Source organism: Agromyces bracchium, assembly GCF_009709675.1.
Lineage (GTDB): Bacteria > Actinomycetota > Actinomycetes > Actinomycetales > Microbacteriaceae > Agromyces > Agromyces bracchium.
The window spans coordinates 101,341-120,989 of record NZ_WMLB01000001.1; the positions used below are offsets into that span (position 1 = coordinate 101,341).

The following is a 19,649-nucleotide window of genomic DNA, read 5'->3' on the forward strand; positions in this document are numbered from 1 at the left end:
AGCGCGTCGCCGCGCTTCCGACCGCGATGCCTGACTACATTCGGCCACGAGACACGGCCGCGGGGGGCGCCGAGAACGGAGCGAACGCGAATGACCGGACCCGAACCTGCACGCACGCCGGAGGCCGCAGCCGCCCGGACCGGCGACGACGTCGCGTACCGACCGGAGGCCGTCGACGACCTCGTCGCGCGAATCGTCGAGGAGGAGGACGCTGAGCTCCGACGCGGCTTCGCCTCGGGCGCCGAGTTCGCCGTGACGCGCGGTGCCTCCTCACGCGAGCACATGCTGCACCGGCTGGAGTGCGCCTCGATCGAATCGCACCTGGACCGCAGCTCCAAGTGGACCGAACCGCACCGGCGGCGCCTCGCGTCGAACCCGGCGTATCGCCTCCCGATGCCGACGTTGATCACCAGGCAGGCCGCGCGCGACCTCTCGGGCGTGCGCTCGTGTCGGATGTGCTGGCCGAATCCGACGGGCGGTGAGCCCCGACCGCTCCGGCGGCTCTCGGCGCGCAGCCTCGGCCCGCAGCACGTCGGCCACGTGCTCGCGCGTCCCGACGGGGAACCCCTCGGGACGATCGTGCGCTGGGGCGCCCGCACGGGCGCCGACCTCTTCGGCGTGGAGCACGACGAGATCGAGATCGTGACCTCGATGGGCACCGAGACGGTCGGGCCCGACGACCACGTGATCATCTGGGACCTGCCGACCGACGAGCAGGCCATCCGACGGAAGGCGCAGCTCGTCCAGCGGTTCGCCGACCACGGCGACGGCGTGGCGCGCTGAGCGCCGCGGGCAGGCCGCGGCAGCGGGCGCGGGCGCGGGCGCGGGCGAGCGCAGCAGTCGGGCCGACGGCCGAGCGACCGCCGGGCCTCAGCCGTCGATCCAGGGCTCGCGCCATCCGCCCCGCTCGCCCATGAGCGCCTCGGCCGCCGCAGGACCCCAGGTGCCGGGCTCGTACGCCTGCACCTCGGGCGGCGCGTCGAGCAGGGGTTGGATGACCGCCCACTCGGCGTCGATCGTCCCCTGGCTGGCGAATCGCATCCCGCCACCCGCGAGTGCCGCCTCGAACAGCACCTCGTAGGGCGTCGGCACCTCCCCCGGCTTCGCCGCGAATCCGACGTCGAGCTCGGCGAGCTCGGGTCTCGCGGTATCCACCCGCTGAGCCGCGAGCGCGACCCGGACCCCGAAGGTCGGACCGAGCCGGACGACCAGTTCGTTCGACGGCGGGTGGTCGCCGCGCAGGCCGAACCCGAGCGACGGAGCGTCGCGGTAGACGATGCGCACCTCGGTCTCGGTCGCGCGGAGCTTCTTGCCGGTGCGGATGAAGAACGGCACGCCCGACCATCGCGGATTGTCGATCCGGAGCTCGAGCGCGGCGAACGTCTCGGTCGTGGAGTCGTCGGCCACCCCGTCGACCTCGCGGTAGCCGCGGTACTGACCGCGGACGTAGCGGGCCGGATCGGCCGGCGCGACCTGCCGCAGCAGCTCGGTGCGTCGTCGACCGATCGAGGCTCGGTCCCCGGGCTCCGGCGCCTCCATCGCGACCGCGACGACGACCTGCAGCAGGTGGTTCACGACGACGTCGCGGAGTGCTCCGACCGGATCGTAGAAGTGTCCCCGATCGTCGACGCCGAACGCCTCGGTCATCGAGATCTGCACGTGATCGATGTGGTCGCGGTTCCACGTCGGCGCGAGGAGCGTGTTCGCGAAGCGCAGGAACGGGATCTCCTCGAGCCCGACCTTGCCGAGGTAGTGGTCGACGCGCAGCAGCTGCGACTCGTCGACGACCGAGTGCAGCTCGGCGGCGAGCGCCGTCGCCGACGCGCGGTCGTGCCCGAACGGCTTCTCGATCACGAACCGCGCGTTCGTCGCCAGGCCGCCGCCCGCGACGCCCTTCACGACGGTTGCGAACAGGTTCGGCGGCACCTCGAGGTAGAAGAGCGGATGCTCCGCCCCGCCCATCGCCTGCTTCACGCCGTCGTACGTCTCGGGCTTGCCGAAGTCGCCGTGCACGTACGACATCCGGTGCATCAGGCGCCCGAACACCGACTCGTCGATCTCCTCGCCGGTCGCCGCGATGCTCTCGCGTGCCCGGTCGGCGAGCCGGTCCATCGTCCAGTCCTCGAACGCGACGCCCACGATCGGACAGTCGAGCAGGCCACGTCGCTCGAGCCGGTACAGCGATCGGAAGGTCATCACGCGGGCGAGGTCGCCCGTGATGCCGAAGATCACCAGGACGTCGCGGCGCGCGGTCGTGTCATCCGTTGCCCCCATGGGCGGCAGTCTGGCCGAGCGCGCCGATGACGACAAGGGGCGGATGCCACGGGCGCCCGGCGCCTCGTGCCGGGTCGGCGCCTCGCCGCCGCCTAGACTGAACGGGCACTCGCGGGAGTGGTGAAATCGGCAGACACGCAGGATTTAGGTTCCTGTGCCTTCGGGCGTGAGGGTTCAAGTCCCTCCTTCCGCACTGGACCGGACTCGGCGGGGCTGGGCTGGGCTGGGCTCGGCTCGACGCGACGCGACTCGCTCGGCCCTACGGTCGCAGCACGCCGACCTGCCGGACTTCAGGCGCCGGCGGCCCCAGTCGAGGGCCGCCGTGGCCCGTGTCTCCCGATCCGATGCGGTTGCTGCGCTCGGTCAGGCTGACCAGCGCCAGGTGCTGGTCAGCCGTCCAGCAGATCAGCTTGCCCTTCTGGTTCTTGGTGCGACCGAGGATGCCCGCGTCGGCGAGCTGGATGAGCGCGCGATGTGCGGCAGCCGTCGACACCTGGTGCCGAGCAGCGACCTTCTCGATGGTCAGGACCGGCTCCGTGGGCAGCGCCTGCAGGATCTTCAGCACCACCGCATCGCTCCGCGGATTCGCGGGCGTGATGCCCTGTTCCCTACGGAATCGGACCAGGTGCTCGCGCACCTTCTGGTCGAGCGCTCCGATGTCCGCAGCGAGCATGACCGCGTTGCCCGCTGCCAGCTCGGCGGCCTCCGCGAAGCCGATGACCCAGTCGTCCAGACGCGACGGGATCTCCCGGTACGCGGTGAGTCCGGCGATGTAGCGATCCGTGTCGCCGGCGAACACCGTGCTGATGGGGATGAGCGAGTTCCGGAGTGCGTCGGCGCGACGAAGCACGGTGTGGATCAGTGCCCTGCCCGTGCGGCCATTGCCGTCGATGAAGGGGTGGATCGTCTCGAACTGCGCATGCGCGACCGCCGCGCGCACGACGGGGTTGCCCGAGGTTGCGGTGACGAAGCGCGCGAGATCGTCGACCAGGCGACGCACCTCGGTCTCGGGCGGAGGAACGAAGTCCGCACGGAGCGGGCTCCACCCCGGCCCGCCGACCCAGTTCTGCTCTGTCCGCAGGCCTGGCTCGAGCCTCGGCTCGATGATGTGCTGCAAGCGCTCGATATCCGCCGTCGTGACATCGCGGGCGCGCTCGCGGTCGCCCAGTTCGGCGATGGCCTCTTCGGTTGCGCGCACGTTCGCGATGACGTCCAGCGCCACGCGAGCGCCGACCCCACCGCCCCTGCTGTGGTCGAGCAACTCGGCGATGGCGAGCTTCTTCGGGCTGATGCGATTCCCCTCGATCCATGACGAGGAGATGCTCTCGGAACGGATCAGCAGATGGTTCAGGTATCCGCCTCGGTCACCGATGCGCTCATCGGCGCGAGCGAGCACGGCCACCGCATCCTCCGCGGCCCGCTGCGCATCCCGACCGACTGCAGGAAGCTCCTCGCCGAGATCATCGGGAACGTAGGCCTCGTACCGGCCCGGAGCGCGGTCCCTTCGACCGAGGTGCGACGCGTCTTCGGGGTTCCAGAGCAGATCGACGTAGTGAGCCATGAGACATCTCCAAACGTCGACGAGGGAGGGATAATATTTACTTTATACCATCTAAAATAGATATGTCCGCCTGTGGGTCGACTCTGCTGCGCCTCGTCGCCTCACGCGAGGGACAGCACGAACGAGAGCACGAATCCCGCGGCCGTGCTGAGCGCCACCGCCGGGCCACCGTGCTCGTACGCCTCGGGCATGAGCGTGTCGGCGAGCGACGCGATCACGGCGCCGGCGGCGAACGCGAGCGGCAGCGAGATCGTCTCGGGGTCGGCGTTCGCGAGCGGTCCCGCCCCGATCACGACGGCGAGCACGAGGAGGGCGGCGCAGGCGCTCCACAGGAGCACGATGCTCCGGGTCGACCGCCCCTGGCTGCGCATCGACGACGCACCCACCAGCGATTCGGGCAGGTTCGACACGAAGATCGCCGCCAGGAGCGCGAACCCGCCGGTCCCGGCCTCGCCGAGGGAGACGCCGAGCGCGAGGTTCTCGGGCACGCCGTCGAGGGTCACCGCTGCGAGGAGCGCGAGGCCCGCGGCCCCGCGGGTGGTCGCGGCCGAGGCCGGCCGATCGGATGCCGCGGCATCCGTGTCGAGCTTGACGCTCCCCTCGACCTCGTCGGCCGGCCGCGCCTGCCGCCCCGGCTGCGCCCAGCGATCGAGGAGCGCGCTCAGGACTGCGAAGACGATCGCGCCGACGAGGAGGCCGAGTGCCGCCCGGACGATCCCGCCGCGCTCGTACGCGTCCTCGAAGAGTTCGAAGGCGAGTGCGGTGATGAGTGCGCCGGCGGCGAACGACAGCAGGATCGCGAGCACGCGCTTCGGCAGGCGGACCCGCGCGCCGACGACCGCGCCGATCACGAGCGCGCTGGAGGCCACGATCCCGAACCAGAGTGCCGTCACCACGCGCCAAGTCTCGGCCGGATGCCGCGCCCGGTGAAGGGGATTGACGCGTCCGAGCGCTCAGGCGTAGTCCGACCGGTGCCGACCCGCAGCATCCGCGTCGAGGCCGAAGACCTCGGCCGCGCCGAGCAGCGCCTCCGCGCGGGCGATGCGCGGCAGGTCGCTGCCGTCGCGGATGCCGTGCCGCTCGAGGGTCTCGAGCACGTCGCGGGCCCACGCGAGCTCGACCGCCGAGGGGCTGAGCGCCGCGTTGACGGTGGCGACCTGCTCCTCGCGGAGGCACAGCCGGCCGGTCATGCCGACGGATGCCGCGTGCCGCGACGCCTCGGCGAGCGTCGCCGGATCCCGCGGGACCGTGGGGCCGTCGACGGGCCCGGGCAGACCGGCCGCGCGACTCGCGCAGACGAGCCGTGAGCGGGCGAACAGCAGCGCGAGCGGATCGTCGGCCGCGCCCGTGTCGCGGCGGAAATCGCCGCTGCCGAACGCGAGCCGGGTGACGCCCGGGGCCTCGGCGATCTCGAGGGCCGCCTCGATCCCCCTGGCGCTCTCGACGAGGGCGACGAGCGGCAGCGCACCGCCCAGGGCGTCGTGCAGGGTCCGCACGTCGCGATCCGACTCGACCTTCGCGAGCACGACGCCCGCGACCGGGCCGCACTCCCGCAGCAGCGCGACATCCGCGCTCCAATGGTCGCTGGCGACGTCCGCGATGCGCACCCACGGCCGCAGCCCGGAACCGACCGCCTCGGCGAGCGCGTCGCGGGCCGCCGGCTTGTCGGCCGCGGCGACGCCGTCCTCAAGGTCGACCACCACCACGTCGGCTGCGGATGCCGCGATGCGGTGCGCGAGGCCGTCGGCCGATCCCGGCACGAGCAGCCACGAGCGAGCGACCGACGGATCGACGGTCGCGGGCAGGGCGGCGGGCGCCGCCGACGCGGTGCGACCCGCCTCGACGACGCCCGACGTCTCCGGGCCGACCGGCATCACCGGCGCACCCCCGCCTTCTCGGCCTCGATCTCGCCCACGATCGCGGCGATCGCCTCGGTGGAGGGGCGCTGCTCGCGGTCGACCTCCGCCTGCTCGTCGGGCGAGAGGTGGTCGTCGACGCTCATGGTGGTCTCGTCGAAGGGCCGCTCCCCCGAGAGCACGCCGGCCAGCTGCTCGCGATCGAGTTCCCTGGTCCAGGTGCCGACGAGGAGCGTGGCGACCGCGTTGCCCGTGAAGTTCGTCAGCGCCCGCGCCTCCGACATGAACCGGTCGATGCCGACGATGACGCCCACGCCGTCGACGAGGTCGGGTCGGTGCGCCTGGAGGCCGCCGGCGAGCGTCGCGAGGCCCGCACCGGTGACGCCGGCGGCGCCCTTCGAGGCGACCATCATGAACAGCAGCAGTCCGACCTGCTCGCCGATCGAGAGCGGCGTGCCCATGGCGCTCGCGATGAAGAGCGACGCCATCGTCAGGTAGATCGCGGTGCCGTCGAGGTTGAACGAGTAGCCCGTGGGGATCGTGATGCCCGCGACCGGCTTCGAGACGCCCGCGTGCTCCATCTTCGCGATGAGGCGGGGCAGCACGACCTCGCTCGACGACGTCGAGACGATGAGCAGGTACTCGCGGCCCAGGTACTTCATCATGCGGAAGATGTTGACGCGCGCCACCGCCCAGAGCAGCGATCCCAGCACGACCACGATGAACAGCGCGCACGTGATGTAGAAGGCCACCATGAGGGTGCCGAGCGCGAAGATCGCGGCGACGCCGGTGTTGCCGACGACCGCGGCGATCGCGCCGAACGCGCCGATCGGGGCGACCCACATGATCATCGCGAGGATGCGGAAGACGAGCGCCTGGATCTGGCGGATCGCCCCGAGGATCGGCGTGCCCTTCTTGCCCATCTTCTGCAGCGCGAAGCCGACGAGCAGCGCCACGAAGAGCACCTGCAGGATGTTGCCGTCGACGAGCGACGACAGCAGCGAGGTCGGGATGATGCCGAGGATGAACTCCTGCGTGGTCTTCGCCTCGGTCGCGCCGGCGTCGTACGAAGCGCCCGCGATGTTCAGGCCCTCGCCCGGGTGGATGAGGTTGCCGACGACGAGGCCGATGCCCAGCGCGAAGGTCGACATGACGATGAAGTAGAGCAGCGCGAGCCCGCCGACCTTGCCGACCGTCGCGGCCTTCGCGATCGATCCGACGCCGAGGACGATGGTGCAGAAGATGATCGGGGCGATCATCATCTTGATGAGGAGCACGAACGCGTCGCCGATGGGCTTCAGGCCGACTGCGAACGCGGGGGCGGCGAGACCCACGACGATGCCGGCGAGCACCGCGACGATCACCGCGATGTAGAGGTAGTGCGAGGGGTCGATCCGCTTCCGAGGCCTGGTGCCGTCGATGCGAGACTGGAGCGCCATTGCCGTCCCTGCCTTCCATGGTCGGTCGTCGCCGGTGCGACGAGTCGGGATGTCGGGCCAGCATGTTCGAGCGGATGGCGCGGCGTCCGCTTGTGTTCATACTGTTCGCACCACGACCGGCGCGGGGCCGCTGCGCCCGCCGTAGGGTGTGACGAGACGACGACGCCTGCGAGGTGGACATGGTGCGATGGGTGCGCGGATGGAGCATCGCCGCGAAGCTCTTCGCCCTGCAGCTGGCGGTGATCGTCGCCCTCGCGGCGATCGCCGTCGCGCTCATCTGGGCCGACGCGCGCGCCGACGTCGAGCGTGACGCGGCCGTGAAGTCGATGGCGATCGCCCAGACCATCGCGAACGACCCGTTCGTGGTCGACGGCGTGCGCGCCGACGATCCGCCGGCCGTGCTGCAGCCGTACGCGGTCGACGTCATGCGCGAGGCCGAGGTCGACTTCATCACGATCATGGCGCCCGACCGCACCCGCTACACGCACCCCGATCCGTCGCAGATCGGGCAGGAGTTCCTCGGCAGCATCGACCGGGCGCTCGACGGCGAGCCGTTCAGCGAGACCTACACGGGCACGCTCGGGCCGTCGGTGCGCTCGGTCGTCCCGATCGAGGATGCCTCCGGCGACGTCGTCGCGCTCGTGTCGGCGGGCATCACGGTGTCGAACACGCAGGTCGCGCTCGGCGCGCGGATCGCCACCGTGGTCCTCGCGGCGGCGCTCATGATCGCGCTCGGCGCGCTCGGCGCGTGGCTGCTCAGCCGCTACCTGCGGCGCGTCACCTGGGGCCGCGGCGCCGAGGAGATGAGCCGCATGTTCGCCTACTACGAGGGAGTCCTCCACTCGATCGGCGAGGGGCTCGTGCTGCAGGACGACCGCAACCGCGTGGTGCTCGCGAACGATCGCGCGCAGGAGCTGCTCGGGCTGACCCGCGGGAGCGTCGGGGGGACGGCGCCGGCACCGCTGGACGGACTCGGGCTCCCGCCGGCGGTGGCCGACGTGCTGGCACGACCCGACGCCGTCGTGGACGAGATCGTGATCACGCCGACGCACGTGCTCGTCGTCGATCGCGACGTCGTCGTCTCCCGGGCGCGCCCCGGCGACCCGCACGCGCGGCGTGTCGGAACGGTGACGACCCTTCGCGACCACACGCGCCTCCAGGAGCTGACGGGCGAGCTCGCGACGATGACGACGCTCTCCGACGCGCTCCGCTCGCAGGCGCACGAGTTCGCGAACCGGCTCCACACGATCATCGCGCTCATCGAACTGGGCAGGCCCGAGGACGCCGTGGAGCTCGCGTCGAGCGAACTGGCGCTCAGCCAGGCGCTCGCGGACCGCCTGCTCTCCGCGGTCGAGGAGCCGGTGCTGCTCGCGCTCCTGCTCGGCAAGGCGGCGCAGGCCGGTGAGCGCGGCATCCGCTTCGAGGTCGACCTCCCCGAACGCCTCGCGGCGACGGGGATCGACCCGCGCGAAACCATCACCATCGTCGGGAACCTCATCGACAACGCGCTCGACGCCGCGAGCACCACGGCCGCGCCCGCGATCGACGTGTCGATCGCGACCCGCGAGGAGCGACTCGTGATCGCGGTCGCCGACAGCGGGGCGGGGCCGGCCACCGGTGCGCGCGTGTTCGACCTCGGTGTGACGGGGAAGGCGGATGCCGCTGCCGGCGGACGGCACGGACAGGGCATCGGCCTCGCGCTCGTCCGCCAGTCCGTCGACCGTCTCGGCGGGCGCATCCGCGTCGACGGCTCCCGGTTCGAGGTGACCCTCCCGCTTCCGCGCGACCTCGCCGCCGCAGCCGGATCCGGCGGACCGGGAGCCGCGGATGCCTGAGCCCGACTCACCGATCCGGGTGCTCGTCGTCGAGGACGACCCGGTGACCGCCGAGGCGCACGCCGCCTACACCACCCGCGTCGCCGGGTTCGAGGTCGCCGGCCTCGCCGGCACCGGCGCGGAGGCGCTCCGACTGCTCCGCGACGCCCGTCGTCCCGACGGCTCGATCTCCGGCATCGACCTGATCCTGCTCGACGTGAACCTGCCGGACACGACCGGCATCGAGCTCTGCCGGGCCCTCCGCGCCGCCGGAATCGAGATCGACGTGATCGCCGTGACCGCGGTGCGCGAGGCCGCCGTCGTGCGGTCGGCCGTCTCGCTCGGCATCGTGCAGTACCTCATCAAGCCCTTCGCGTTCGCGGCGTTCGCCGAGAAGCTCGGCGCGTACCGCGACTACCGGGCACGGGTCGGTTCGGCGATCGTCACCGACCAGCAGGAGGTCGACGCGTCGTTCGCGGCGCTGCGGGTCTCGTCGGGGTCGGACCTGCCGAAGGGGCTCACCCGCGAGACGCTCGATCGGATCCGCACCGCGGTCCGCGCGGCACCGACCGGCACGGGCGTCTCGGCGGCCGAGCTCGCCGCGCGACTCGAGCTCTCGCGGGTGACGGCGCGCCGCTACCTCGAGCACCTCGCCGACACGGGCGCGGTCGAGCGGGCGAACCGCTACGGCACGCCGGGCCGCCCCGAGGTCGAGTACCGGCCGAGGTGAGCGCGGCGCGCCTCACGCCCGCCCCGGCGCTCCGTACGATGAACCGGTGACCTCTCCGAACGAGCCGCCCGCCATCTCCCCCGGCACCTACGAGCACATCAAGGGCGCCCGCTACGAGGTCCTGACGCTCGCCCGCCACAGCGAGACCGAGGAGTGGGTCGTCGTCTACCGACAGCTCTACGGCGACCTCGGCGTGTGGGTGCGACCGGCCGACATGTTCGCCGAGCGGGTCGAGGTCGACGGCCGGCTCGTCCCCCGCTTCCGGCGCGTCGACTGAGGGGCGAGCGGATGCCGCGGCGCCGCCGCTCACGGCGGCGCCGCCCCCGACCGGCTCAGCCCGCCAGGTCCGGTTCCGGGACCTCGACCGGCTCGGCGAGGCCGAGGAAGGCGACGATCTCGTGGCCGCCGGGGTTCGTCTGTATCGGGACCTCGATCCAGTTGTTCGCGACCCAGACGTGACCGGACTGGTCCACGGCCACACCGGTGTTGCGCACCAGTCCGTCGAAGAAGAACCCCGTGAGATCCGGTGAGATGGGATCGCCCGTGCCGACGCCGGGCGGGCAGGTCGAGGCATCCGCCCCGCAGAAGGCCGACAGCCGCTTGCCGGCGAAGTTCGCGACCCACACGTTGCCGTCGCCGTCGGTCGTGATCCCCCACGGCAGCGTCGTGCCGCCTCCGTCGTACCGGGTGACACTGCTGCCGTCGGGCGCGATCATCGCCACGGACCCGAGGTACGGGTTCGGTCCGACGCCGGTGTAGGCGCCGACCGCGTCGAACTCGGCGCCGAGCACGCCGGAGAGGTCGAGCTCGGTCGAACCACTGCCCGGCACCGTCGGGCACGGCAGCTCGACGAGGAACGAGTTGGCCGCCCACACGTTGCCCGCGCCGTCGGCGGCGAGCCCCATCGGGTTGGCGAAGGCGGCGTTCGCACCCGGTGACCCGGGGAGCACGTTCCCGTCGTAGTCGAGCATCTGGACCGCGGAATTCACCATGCCCGATGCGAAGATGCGCTGGCCGTTGTCGACCACGTCGAAGGGCTCCACGAGCTGCAGCTCGGACGCGGGAACGGCTCGCGCCGCACCGCGATCGCCGCCGGGGTACAGCGTCAGCGTGTCGGCGTGGCAGTTCGCGAACCAGACGGATCGCTGCGAGTCGACCTCGATGCCCTGCGGCCAGTCGAGCTCACCGTCGGTGAAGCCGCCCGCCCCGGAGAGCGCCACCCCCTCCGGACTGAACAGCGAGGCCGTGTCGTGCGGCGGCTGCCGCTTCTTCGTGCAGAACGGCTCGGGCGCCGAGAAGCCGAAGTTCGACACCCACACCTCGCCCGTACGCTCGTCCAGCTCGATGCCGTACCCCGCTCCCGAGAGGCCGCCGCCGGTGAACTTCTCGAACCCGCCGGTCGGCGAGAACCGGAAGAGGGCGTCCGAGCCGCACGCGGGCGCCTTGGGCTGTGGCCGGTACTGGTAGTTGTTGTTGACCCAGAGGTTGCCCTCGTGGTCGATCGCGAAGTTCCCCGGGCCGTCGAGCGAGCGCCCGTCGCCGTCGAAGCGGAGTGCGAGCGTCCACGCCGCGGGCGGCAGGGTCAGCACCGGAGTCGCTCCGGAGAGCGGCACGAGGGTGGAGAGCTCGAAGAGCCGGGACGGCGCGACGACGGCGGGGTTGCGTGCGATCTCGGCGAACGCCCGGAACACGTCGGATGGGGCCGCCGGGTCCTCCGCCTCGCCGGCGATGTCGATGATCGTCGCGCAGGTGCCGCCGGGGTGCGCCCCGGGATGCCCGAACGGGTCGACTACGCATGACGCGAGCGCAGCGGTCAGCGAGCCGAACGCTGCGAGGGTCGAGGTCTCGTCGCCGTTGGGCGAGTTCGCGAGCACCGCCGCCACCCGGCCGGTCGCCGGATCGGCGAGGTTCGCGGCCATCCCGGCCGCGTTGCGCAGCCCTGGCGCCGCGCCGTCGATGCCGTCGTCGTCGATGAACTGCGCCATGGCCCACGCGGTCGCGACTGTGGTTCGCTCGTTGACGACCACCGACGGTGCGGCGGGCATGCCCGGCAGCGCCGACGCGAGCACCGCGGTCGGCGCGTCGGGTCGGGCCGCGTCGACCGGGGCGCTGGCGACCAGCCAGAGGATGCCGTCAGTCGGCACGGCCACGTCGATGTCGAGATCGAATTCCCCCGCGGCGTCGACGGCTGCGGTCGCGACCGGCGTGCCGTGACCCGTGACGGAGGCGGCGACCTCCCATCCGTTCCAGCCGCCGGGCCTGCCGCCCGCGGCGACGGTCTGCAGCGAGCCGTGCAGGTCGGTCCCGGCGGCCGTGGCGCCCGGCGCGGGACCCACGAGGATCGGTGCCGCGAGGATCGCAGCGGTGACGAGGACGAATGGCGTGCGCATCGGACTTCCCCCAAAGTCTCGGCAACGCGGCACAAGCTAGTGCGGCATCGGGCCATCCGCAAGGGCGGGAGGCCCGCCCGGCGTGCCCGCCGGCCGGCACCTCATCCTCACGGCGGATTCGGGGGCTGCCCCGATCGCCACGAGGCATCCGCTCGCTAGACTGCTCGAACACCCCAGCCGACCGAGGCCGGCCGCCGCCGCGTCCGACGACAGGAGCACCACGCCGTGATCCACACCGCGCTCATCCCCTGGCTCGACCCGGAGACGATCATCCAGGGCGCCGGGCCGTGGGCGCTGCTCGTGGTCTGCTTCATCGTCTTCGCCGAGACGGGCCTGCTCGTCGGGTTCCTGCTGCCGGGCGACACGCTGCTCGTCATCTCGGGCCTGCTCTCGAACTCCGAGCTGGTGCCGCCGAACGGGGTGTTCGGCGTCTCGGTCTGGATCGTCGCGCTGCTCATCGGCCTGTCCGCGTTCGTCGGCGGCGAGGTCGGCTACGAGATCGGGCATCGCGGCGGCCCCAGGGTGTTCGAACGCAAGGAGAGCGGGCTCTTCAGCGTGAAGAACGTCGAACGCACGAACGCGTTCTTCGAACGGTTCGGCGGGCTCACGATCATCCTCGCCCGCTTCGTGCCGATCGTGCGCACGTTCGCTCCGGTCGCCGCGGGCGTCGGCCACATGAACCGCGGCCGCTACACGCTCTACAACTTCATCGGCGCGGTGATCTGGGGCTTCGGCCTGACGATGTTCGGCTACGCGGTCAGCTTCATCCCGCCGATCGCGTACCTCGTGCGCGAGTACATCGACCTGATCCTCCTCGTCGCGGTCGGCGGCACCGCGCTCATCACGGCGTGGCACTACTTCAGCGAGCGCCGCAAGGCGAAGAAGGCCGAGGCCGCCGGCGAAGACGTCGTGACCGACGAGGAGGAGGCCGAGGAGCTCGTCCTCGACCCCGACGTCTTCGACCGCCCGCCGCACCTCGACGGCGACCACCCGCACCACGGCGAGGGCCACGGCGACGACCGGCCGCCCCACGACGGGCGCTGAGGTCGATCAGCCGGCGAACCACCCCGTGGCGCCGACGGTCTCGCCCATGCGCGGCACGTACTGGTCGAAGTAGACCCGCGAGATGAGCTCGCGCCGGCTGCGGACGCCGGCCTTGTCGAACACCGACTTCAGGTGGTCCTGCACGGTGTAGGCCGACACGTGCAGCGTCGAGGCGATCTCCTTCGTCTCGACGCCCTGCAGCACGAGGCGCGTGACGTCGCGCTCGCGCTGGGTGAGGCCGAACGCCGCGACGACGAGCGAGACGATCTCGGGCGGCCTCGCCTCCTCGATGGTGACGACCACGTCGCCGGTCGCGCCCGTGGCGCCGCGCAGCGGCGAGGCGTGCAGCAGCAGCCAGACGCCCGACGCGGTCCGGACCCGGGCGCGGGCGGGCGGCGCCTCGGGTGACGCGAGCGTGCGTCGCGCGGCGCCGACGAGCGAGGTGACGAGGCTCAGCGGGTCGCCGCCGTGCGCGTTGCCGCGCAACTGCTCGAGTCGTTCCTCGGCGCCGACGCTGATCTGCGCGACCCCGTCGTTCGCGTCGATGATGACGACGGCGGGTCCGCCGGTCTCGCCGAGCGGCATCGAATCGTGCGCGAGGCGCGTGAGGATGCCCGAGCGCACGCCCCGCGCGAACGCCTCGGACAGCGACCCCAGGAACTCGACCTCGTCGGCGGTGAACGCCGGATCGTCGCTGCCGCGGAAGATCGCGAGGCATCCCCAGACGGCGGTGCCGTCGCGGAACAGCAGGCGGGCCTCGTCGGCGAATCCGTAGTGCGGACGCATGAGCCGGGTCATCCGCTCGGACCGGTCGATCTCGGCGGCCTCGGTCGCCCGCATGCCGATCGCCTTCTGATCGCTCACCGCGAGCGACCGGAACGACGTGGGCTCCTCGGAGCCGTACTCGATGATCCCGAAGAGCCGATCGTGCTCGTTGTGCGCCTTCAGCGCACCGTACTTGCGGGCGCTCGTCAGCATCATCGTCGCGGGATCGTGGGTGCCGACGCACGCGCCGACCCAGGGCACGGCGCGACGGACCGAGTCGGTCGCCTCGCCGATGAAGTCGTCGAGATCGAGCCCGGCGCGCGCGAGCACGTCGAGGTCGCCCCGCACGCGGGCCCCGGTCAGCTGGGGAATCACGCGTTCAGTATGCGCCTCGACGGGCCCGACCGGTATCCCAGATCGCTGGGAGTCGCGAGGCCCCGCCCGCTGGGGTCGCCGATTTCCCGGCCGATCGGGATACCGATGACCGTCGCCGGCCGCGCACGATGTCCGTCGTGACCACCACCACGACCATCGAGACCGGGTCCGTCGACGACCGCGGCGAGCTCCTGCACGCCGACGACGCGACCGCGCAGCTGTGCCTCTCGCTCGTCCGGCTCGAGGCGGCGCTCGTCGAGCGCGGCCTGGGCCTCGGGGCGGTGACGCAGGTGCGCATCCACGCGACCGAACCGGGGTCCGCGTCGGAACTGGTCGAGCTCGTGCTCGAGCGGTTCGGTACGGGCAGGGCCGCGCCGGTCGTCGCCTGGGTCTCCGCCGCTCGCCACGAGGTGCCGGGAATGCTCGTGCGCCTCGCCGCGGACGTGGCGGTCACCACGCCGACCCGAGAACCGACCACCAACCGTCCCATGAACCGAAGGACCGACATGAACCCCTCACTCACCGACACCTCGACGCTCCGCGACGCCGGAACCGTGCACCTGCCCGGCGACCCCGGCTTCGAGGCGGCGACCGTCCCATGGAACCTCGCCGTCGTCCAGCGCCCAGCGGCCGTCGCCGTGCCGCGCACGGTCGACGAGGTCGCGCGCGTCGTCGCCTCGGCGACCGCGCTCGGACTCCGCGTCGCACCGCAGAGCACCGGCCACGGCGCCGCGGCGCTCGCCGCCGGCTCGCTCGACGACGTCGTGCTCGTCCGCCTGCACGAGCTGACCGGCGTGAGCGTCGACCCCGCCGCCCGCACCGCCCGGGTGCTCGGCGGCACGCTGTGGCGCGACGTCGTCGCGGCGGCGGCCCCGCACGGCCTCGCCGCGCTGCACGGCAGCGCCGGCGACGTCGCCGTGGCGGGCTACGTGCTCGGCGGCGGCCTGTCGTTCTACGGCCGGGCACACGGGCTCGCGTCCTCGCACGTGCGCGCCGTCGAGCTCGTGACGGCCGACGGCACAGTCGTCCGCGCGAGCGAGCACGATCGCCCCGACCTGTTCTGGGCCCTGCGCGGAGGCGGCGGCGGCAACTTCGGCGTCGTCGTCGCCGTGGAGATCGACCTCATCCCCGTGCCCGACGTCGTCGCCGGCATGCTGCTCTGGGACCTGTCGAAGGGATCCGAGGTGGCCCGCGCGTGGGCGCGGTGGACGGCGGACCTGCCGGAATCCGTGACGACGTCGCTGCGCTTCCTGCGGTTCCCGCCCGACCCGGCGATGCCGCCGTTCCTCAGCGGTCGCAGCCTCGTCGTGATCGACGGCGCGATCCTCGAGGACGACGACCGGGCGGCGGAGCTCCTCGCGCCCCTCCGCGCCCTCGCACCCGAGGTCGACACGTTCGGGCGAATGCCCGCCGCGGGCCTCGTCGACGTGCACATGGACCCGCCGGGGCCGGTCCCCTCCGTGAGCGACCACGCGATGCTGGGCGACCTGCCCGACGCCGCGATCGACGCTCTGGTCGCGGTCGCCGGCGCCGGCGTGGAGATCCCGCTCATCTGCGCCGAGCTGCGCCACCTTGGCGGTGCGCTCGCCCGGCCAGGCCACGGCGCTCTCGCACGCCTCGACGGCGCGTATGCGCTGTTCGCCCTCTCGCCCGCCCCGACGCCCGAGATGGCGGCGATCGGCGAATCGGTCACGAGCTCGGTCGTCGCCGCCCTCGCTCCCTGGGCGAACGGCAGCCTGTTCCTCAACTTCGCCGACCGAGGTGTCGACGTCGCGACCGGGTTCGACGCCGATGCCTGGGCACGACTCGTCGAGGTGCGTCGCACCGTCGACTCCGACGGCGTCTTCGCCGCCGCCCACCCGATCGGCGACCGCCGATGACCCCCACCACCACCGACCACACCGCCACCACCGGCACCACCGAACCGAAGGAGATCACCACCATGTCCATCCGTCGCCTCACGGCCGTCGGCGCGCTCGTCGCACTCGCCGTCGCCGTCCCGACCCTGCCCGCACAGGCCGCACCCGCCGGCGAACTCCCCCGGCCCGACCACGCGAGCCAGGCCGCTCTCGTCGCGCAGGTCCGCGCCGCCACGGCGCGCTTCCACGACGTCGAGGTCGCGCTCGCCGAGGGCTACGTCGACACCCACGAGTGCTCGAGCAGCCCCGACGGCGCCATGGGCATCCACTTCATCAATCCCGCGCTCATCGCACCGGGCGCGCCGGTCGACCCGACGCGGCCGCCGGTGCTGATGTACGGCCCGTCGGCCTCGGGCGAGCTCGAGTTCTGGGGCGTCGAGTTCTTCGAGCCGGATGTCGGCCAGCCGACGCCCGTGTTCGGAACCGTCGCGTTCGACGGGCCGATGCCCGGCCACGACCCGGAGATGCCGGTGCACTACGACCTCCACGTCTGGACGGGCAAGCACAACCCGAGCGGCCTGTATGCGCCGTTCAACCCGTCGCTGTCCTGCTGAGCAGGCGGATACCGCGCGCCGGTCGTCCTCGTTCGAGGGCGGCCGGTTCGCGGCATCCGTCTCTATATCGCATTGCGATATAACGCTGAGCGACATACACTTCGACCAGACCCGATACGCGGCATCCGCCGCAGTGGAGGTGGTCGAGATGAACGAACGCAACGGACGCACGTGGTGGATCGTCGGCGCCGTCGCCGCCTTCGCGGTCGGCGCCCTGTCGTGGGTGCAGTCGATCGGCTACTGGATGCAGCGGGGGGCCGGTGCCGCCGAACCGGCGTTCCTGTTCATCGACCACGACGGGCCGAGCGTGACCGGGGCATTGCTCGGCACCGTGTTCCTGGCGATCGGCGCACTCTGCGCGGTCATGGCCGCGCGCGGTTCGCGCCGCACCACCTGACCGGGACCGATCACGCGGGGCGGGGTTCGCTCCGCCGCACCCGAGCGCCGGACGGGATCGGCGTGAGCGCGAGCGCCGCGCCGAGCAGGACCGACGTCGCCGGGACGAGCCACACGGAGACGACCATCGCGGGACCGCGGACGAAGGCCTCCATCGGCATGCCGGTGGCGAATCCGAGCAGTGCCACGACCATGAGCAGCACCAGGCTGCCCGCGACCGCGAGCGGCGCGAAGCTGAGCACGCCGAGTGCGCGCGTCCGAAGGGCGATGACGCCCGCTGCGATGAGGACGGCGAGGATCACGAGGAAGCCCGGACCGAGGAGGAGTCCGCCGACGAGGTCGAACGCACCCCGCCACTCCGAGACCGTCGGCAGGGCGTACGCGAACATGGCGGCGCCCCCGAGGCCGACCATCGCACTGCCGACCACGGCGGCGATGCGCAACGTCGACGAGGCCGCCGGAGAGGCGGTGGCGAGGCGGTGCACGAGCGCGAGGAGCCCGATCGCGGTCAGCACGGCTCCGACGAGGACGATCGTCGGGTGCACGACGACGTCGCTCGAGTCGAACCCGACGACCGCACCGGTCTGCCGGACGAGACCCCAGAACCCGTAGCTCGAGTAGCTGGCGATGACCATGGGCAGGCCGATCGCCGTCGCGATGCCGGCTCCGAGGCCGGCGAGGTTGAAGTGCATGACGGACTCCTTCCGTGCGTGTTCCCGCATCGCCGCCAGGAGCAGGTCGACGACGATCCGCCTCCGCGCCGACCGCGCTGACCCGGCGCCCTGCGACTGCGCCTCGCGCACGGTGTCGCGGGCGAGCACCCGGATCTCCTCCCCGTACTCGGAGCGGAACTCTCCCGGCAGCATCAGCATCGCGGCCCCGAACAGGCGCCCCTCGATGCCGGGCGTGGACATCAGGCCTCACCCCACCCCGTGAGCAGTCGCTTGAGTGCCGCCTGGCGGGCGAGCGCCGCGACCCGAGCGGCCTCGGCCGCCGCGACGCGCTCGCCGAGGCCGGTGATGCGGTAGTACTTGCGTCGCTCGTCGTCGAGTTCGGGGTCGACCCGCGTGGCCGCCTCCTCGATGAGCCCGAGCGTGCGAAGCCGCTTGATCGCGCCGTAGAGCGTCCCGGGCGCGAGCACGACCGATCCCTCGGTGCGCTCGCGCACCTCGCGCATGATGCCGTAGCCGTGCCGCTCCTCATCGGCGAGCGAGAGCAGGATGTGGAAGACCGGCTCGGTCAGCGGGAGCAGGTCCTTCGGCTGGGTCTCGGCGCTCATCGTCCCTCGATCGTGGTATGTATCGGAGTGCGGTATATCGCGTCACGATACATCTGACGCCGGCGAGCGTCAAGGGTGACCTCCGGAGTTCAGGCGTGCGTCGCCGACTCGTGGCGCCCACGGCCCGACGGCTCGAGCTGGAAGGTCGAGTGCTCGACGTCGAAGTGCTCGTCGAGGCATCCGCCCAACTCGTCGAGCAGCGCCCCGACGCGGCCCTCGGCGAACACCGCCGGTTCGACCTCGACGTGCGCGCTGAAGATGTGCGCGCCGGTCGTGATCGCCCACACGTGCACGTCGTGCACGGCGACCACGCCGTCGGTGCCGAGGATGTGGTCGCGGATCTCCGCGACATCCGTCTCGGCGGGAACGGACTGGCTGAGCACCCGCATGACGTCGCGCAGCAGCACGAGCGCGCGCGGCACGATCAGCCCGGCGATGAGGAGCGACGCGATCGGGTCGGCGGCGTCCCACCCCGTGACGAGGATCACGATCGCCGCCGCGATCACGAGCACCGAGCCGACCGTGTCGCCGAGCACCTCGAGGTAGGCGCCGCGCAGGTTGATCGACTGCGACGCGCCGCCGCGCAGCACGAGGAGCGCCGCGACGTTCGCCAGGAGCCCGACGATCGCGATGACGAGCATCGGGCCGCCCGCGACCTCGTGCGCCTCGCCCGACGCACCCGAGGCGAGCCGGCCGATCGCGCTCGCCGTCACCGCGACCGCGACGACGACGAGCAGCACGCCGTTGAACAGCGCCCCGAACACCTCGAAGCGCCGGAAGCCGTAGGTCTGCCGGTCGTTCGCGGGCCGCGCGGCGACGATCGCCGCGCCGAGCGCGACGACGAGGCCGAGCAGGTCGCTCGTCATGTGGCCCGCATCGGCGAGCAGCGCGAGCGAGCCGGTCAGCAGGCCGCCGACGACCTGCACGACGACGAACGCCGCGATGATCGCGATCGCGATCCCGAGGCGGCGTCGGCCGGCGGCGTGCGCGTCGGCGGCGTGGTCGTGCGAGTGTCCCATCCCCTCAAGCGTAGGCACGGATGGCGCGGCTCGCCGTTGATGGGAACGAGACCCGTTCTCACCCGCGGCCGACCGGTCCGCCCGGTCCGTCACACGGATGGCGTCGCACTCGGCGACGCGCACCCGCACGCGCACCAGCACCGACCCCGCGACCCGCGGACAGCTTCGCGATTCCTCATGTGCACGCCAGCTCACATGAGCCTCGCGCATGCCCTCGCCGACGCCGGGGGGGGG

18 protein-coding genes and 1 tRNA gene are annotated in these 19,649 nt (G+C 72.2%); 9 read left to right on the forward strand and 10 right to left on the reverse strand.

What is annotated here, in order from left to right:
- The first annotated feature begins 90 nt into the window (after positions 1-90).
- A complete protein-coding gene (locus GJ743_RS00405; protein WP_155049964.1) occupies positions 91-783 on the forward strand; it encodes a hypothetical protein in 693 nt (230 codons plus the stop codon).
- A gap of 87 nt (positions 784-870) precedes the next feature.
- Here the strand turns inward: GJ743_RS00405 and zwf are convergent, their stop codons facing one another.
- Positions 871-2,274: a glucose-6-phosphate dehydrogenase gene (gene zwf, locus GJ743_RS00410; protein WP_155049965.1), complete on the reverse strand. Its 1,404-nt coding sequence runs from the start codon at positions 2,272-2,274 to the stop codon at positions 871-873.
- Positions 2,275-2,385: 111 nt separating this feature from the next.
- Here zwf and GJ743_RS00415 point away from each other — a divergent pair.
- A tRNA-Leu gene (locus GJ743_RS00415) sits at positions 2,386-2,467 on the forward strand.
- 66 nt (positions 2,468-2,533) lie between these two features.
- Here GJ743_RS00415 and GJ743_RS00420 read toward each other — a convergent pair.
- The 4 genes from GJ743_RS00420 to GJ743_RS00435 form a co-directional block, all read right to left on the reverse strand.
- A complete protein-coding gene (locus tag GJ743_RS00420; protein ID WP_328288640.1) occupies positions 2,534-3,676 on the reverse strand; it encodes a Fic family protein in 1,143 nt (380 codons plus the stop codon).
- A 260-nt stretch (positions 3,677-3,936) separates the two neighbouring features.
- Positions 3,937-4,731 carry a ZIP family metal transporter gene (locus tag GJ743_RS00425; RefSeq protein ID WP_328288641.1) on the reverse strand — a complete coding sequence of 265 codons (795 nt, stop codon included), beginning with the start codon at positions 4,729-4,731 and terminating at the stop codon, positions 3,937-3,939.
- A 57-nt stretch (positions 4,732-4,788) separates the two neighbouring features.
- On the reverse strand, positions 4,789-5,709 hold the full coding sequence (locus tag GJ743_RS00430; RefSeq protein WP_155049967.1) for an HpcH/HpaI aldolase/citrate lyase family protein: 921 nt from the start codon (positions 5,707-5,709) through the stop codon (positions 4,789-4,791).
- Positions 5,709-7,130 (reverse strand): cation:dicarboxylate symporter family transporter, encoded by a 1,422-nt coding sequence (locus GJ743_RS00435; RefSeq protein WP_155049968.1) that lies wholly within the window; start codon positions 7,128-7,130, stop codon positions 5,709-5,711. The genes GJ743_RS00430 and GJ743_RS00435 overlap by 1 nt, the downstream gene beginning before the upstream one ends.
- Positions 7,131-7,309: 179 nt before the next feature.
- Here GJ743_RS00435 and GJ743_RS00440 point away from each other — a divergent pair, with 179 nt between their 5' ends.
- Genes GJ743_RS00440 through GJ743_RS00450 form a run of 3 tightly spaced genes read left to right on the forward strand, consistent with a single transcriptional unit; the run spans position 7,310 to position 9,951 of the window.
- Positions 7,310-8,965: a sensor histidine kinase gene (locus GJ743_RS00440; protein ID WP_155049969.1), complete on the forward strand. Its 1,656-nt coding sequence runs from the start codon at positions 7,310-7,312 to the stop codon at positions 8,963-8,965.
- On the forward strand, positions 8,958-9,674 hold the full coding sequence (locus GJ743_RS00445) for a response regulator (protein ID WP_155049970.1): 717 nt from the start codon (positions 8,958-8,960) through the stop codon (positions 9,672-9,674). The genes GJ743_RS00440 and GJ743_RS00445 overlap by 8 nt, the downstream gene beginning before the upstream one ends.
- A gap of 46 nt (positions 9,675-9,720) precedes the next feature.
- Positions 9,721-9,951: a DUF1653 domain-containing protein gene (locus GJ743_RS00450; RefSeq protein WP_328288642.1), complete on the forward strand. Its 231-nt coding sequence runs from the start codon at positions 9,721-9,723 to the stop codon at positions 9,949-9,951.
- 55 nt (positions 9,952-10,006) lie between these two features.
- Here GJ743_RS00450 and GJ743_RS00455 read toward each other — a convergent pair whose 3' ends face one another.
- Complete coding sequence (locus tag GJ743_RS00455) at positions 10,007-12,064, reverse strand: NHL repeat-containing protein (protein ID WP_155049971.1); 2,058 nt, start codon at positions 12,062-12,064, stop codon at positions 10,007-10,009.
- A gap of 225 nt (positions 12,065-12,289) precedes the next feature.
- Here GJ743_RS00455 and GJ743_RS00460 point away from each other — a divergent pair, with 225 nt between their 5' ends.
- Positions 12,290-13,108 (forward strand): DedA family protein, encoded by an 819-nt coding sequence (locus GJ743_RS00460; RefSeq protein ID WP_376862012.1) that lies wholly within the window; start codon positions 12,290-12,292, stop codon positions 13,106-13,108.
- A 6-nt stretch (positions 13,109-13,114) separates the two neighbouring features.
- On the opposite strand, the gene GJ743_RS20040 is transcribed toward GJ743_RS00460, so the two are convergent.
- Positions 13,115-14,248 carry a helix-turn-helix transcriptional regulator gene (locus GJ743_RS20040; protein ID WP_328288643.1) on the reverse strand — a complete coding sequence of 378 codons (1,134 nt, stop codon included), beginning with the start codon at positions 14,246-14,248 and terminating at the stop codon, positions 13,115-13,117.
- Between the two features lie 137 nt (positions 14,249-14,385).
- Between GJ743_RS20040 and GJ743_RS00470 the strand changes: the two genes are divergently transcribed.
- The 3 genes from GJ743_RS00470 (at position 14,386) to GJ743_RS00480 (ending at position 17,118) form a co-directional block, all read left to right on the forward strand.
- Positions 14,386-16,128 (forward strand): FAD-binding oxidoreductase, encoded by a 1,743-nt coding sequence (locus GJ743_RS00470; protein ID WP_328288644.1) that lies wholly within the window; start codon positions 14,386-14,388, stop codon positions 16,126-16,128.
- Complete coding sequence (locus tag GJ743_RS00475) at positions 16,125-16,721, forward strand: PepSY domain-containing protein (protein WP_155049972.1); 597 nt, start codon at positions 16,125-16,127, stop codon at positions 16,719-16,721. Before GJ743_RS00470 ends, GJ743_RS00475 begins: the two co-directional genes overlap by 4 nt.
- Positions 16,722-16,869: 148 nt before the next feature.
- On the forward strand, positions 16,870-17,118 hold the full coding sequence (locus GJ743_RS00480) for a hypothetical protein (RefSeq protein ID WP_155049973.1): 249 nt from the start codon (positions 16,870-16,872) through the stop codon (positions 17,116-17,118).
- Positions 17,119-17,128: 10 nt separating this feature from the next.
- Here GJ743_RS00480 and GJ743_RS00485 read toward each other — a convergent pair whose 3' ends face one another.
- The 3 genes from GJ743_RS00485 to GJ743_RS00495 all read right to left on the reverse strand — a co-directional run bounded on the left by GJ743_RS00485 (position 17,129) and on the right by GJ743_RS00495 (position 19,415).
- The gene (locus GJ743_RS00485) at positions 17,129-18,031 is read right to left on the reverse strand and encodes a hypothetical protein (protein ID WP_155049974.1); all 903 of its coding nucleotides are present in this window, start codon (positions 18,029-18,031) and stop codon (positions 17,129-17,131) included.
- Positions 18,031-18,396 (reverse strand): PadR family transcriptional regulator, encoded by a 366-nt coding sequence (locus tag GJ743_RS00490; protein ID WP_155049975.1) that lies wholly within the window; start codon positions 18,394-18,396, stop codon positions 18,031-18,033. The genes GJ743_RS00485 and GJ743_RS00490 overlap by 1 nt, the downstream gene beginning before the upstream one ends.
- Before the next feature lie 89 nt (positions 18,397-18,485).
- Entirely contained in the window at positions 18,486-19,415 is a 930-nt protein-coding gene (locus GJ743_RS00495; protein WP_155049976.1) for a cation diffusion facilitator family transporter, read from the reverse strand.
- Positions 19,416-19,649 lie beyond the last annotated feature (234 nt).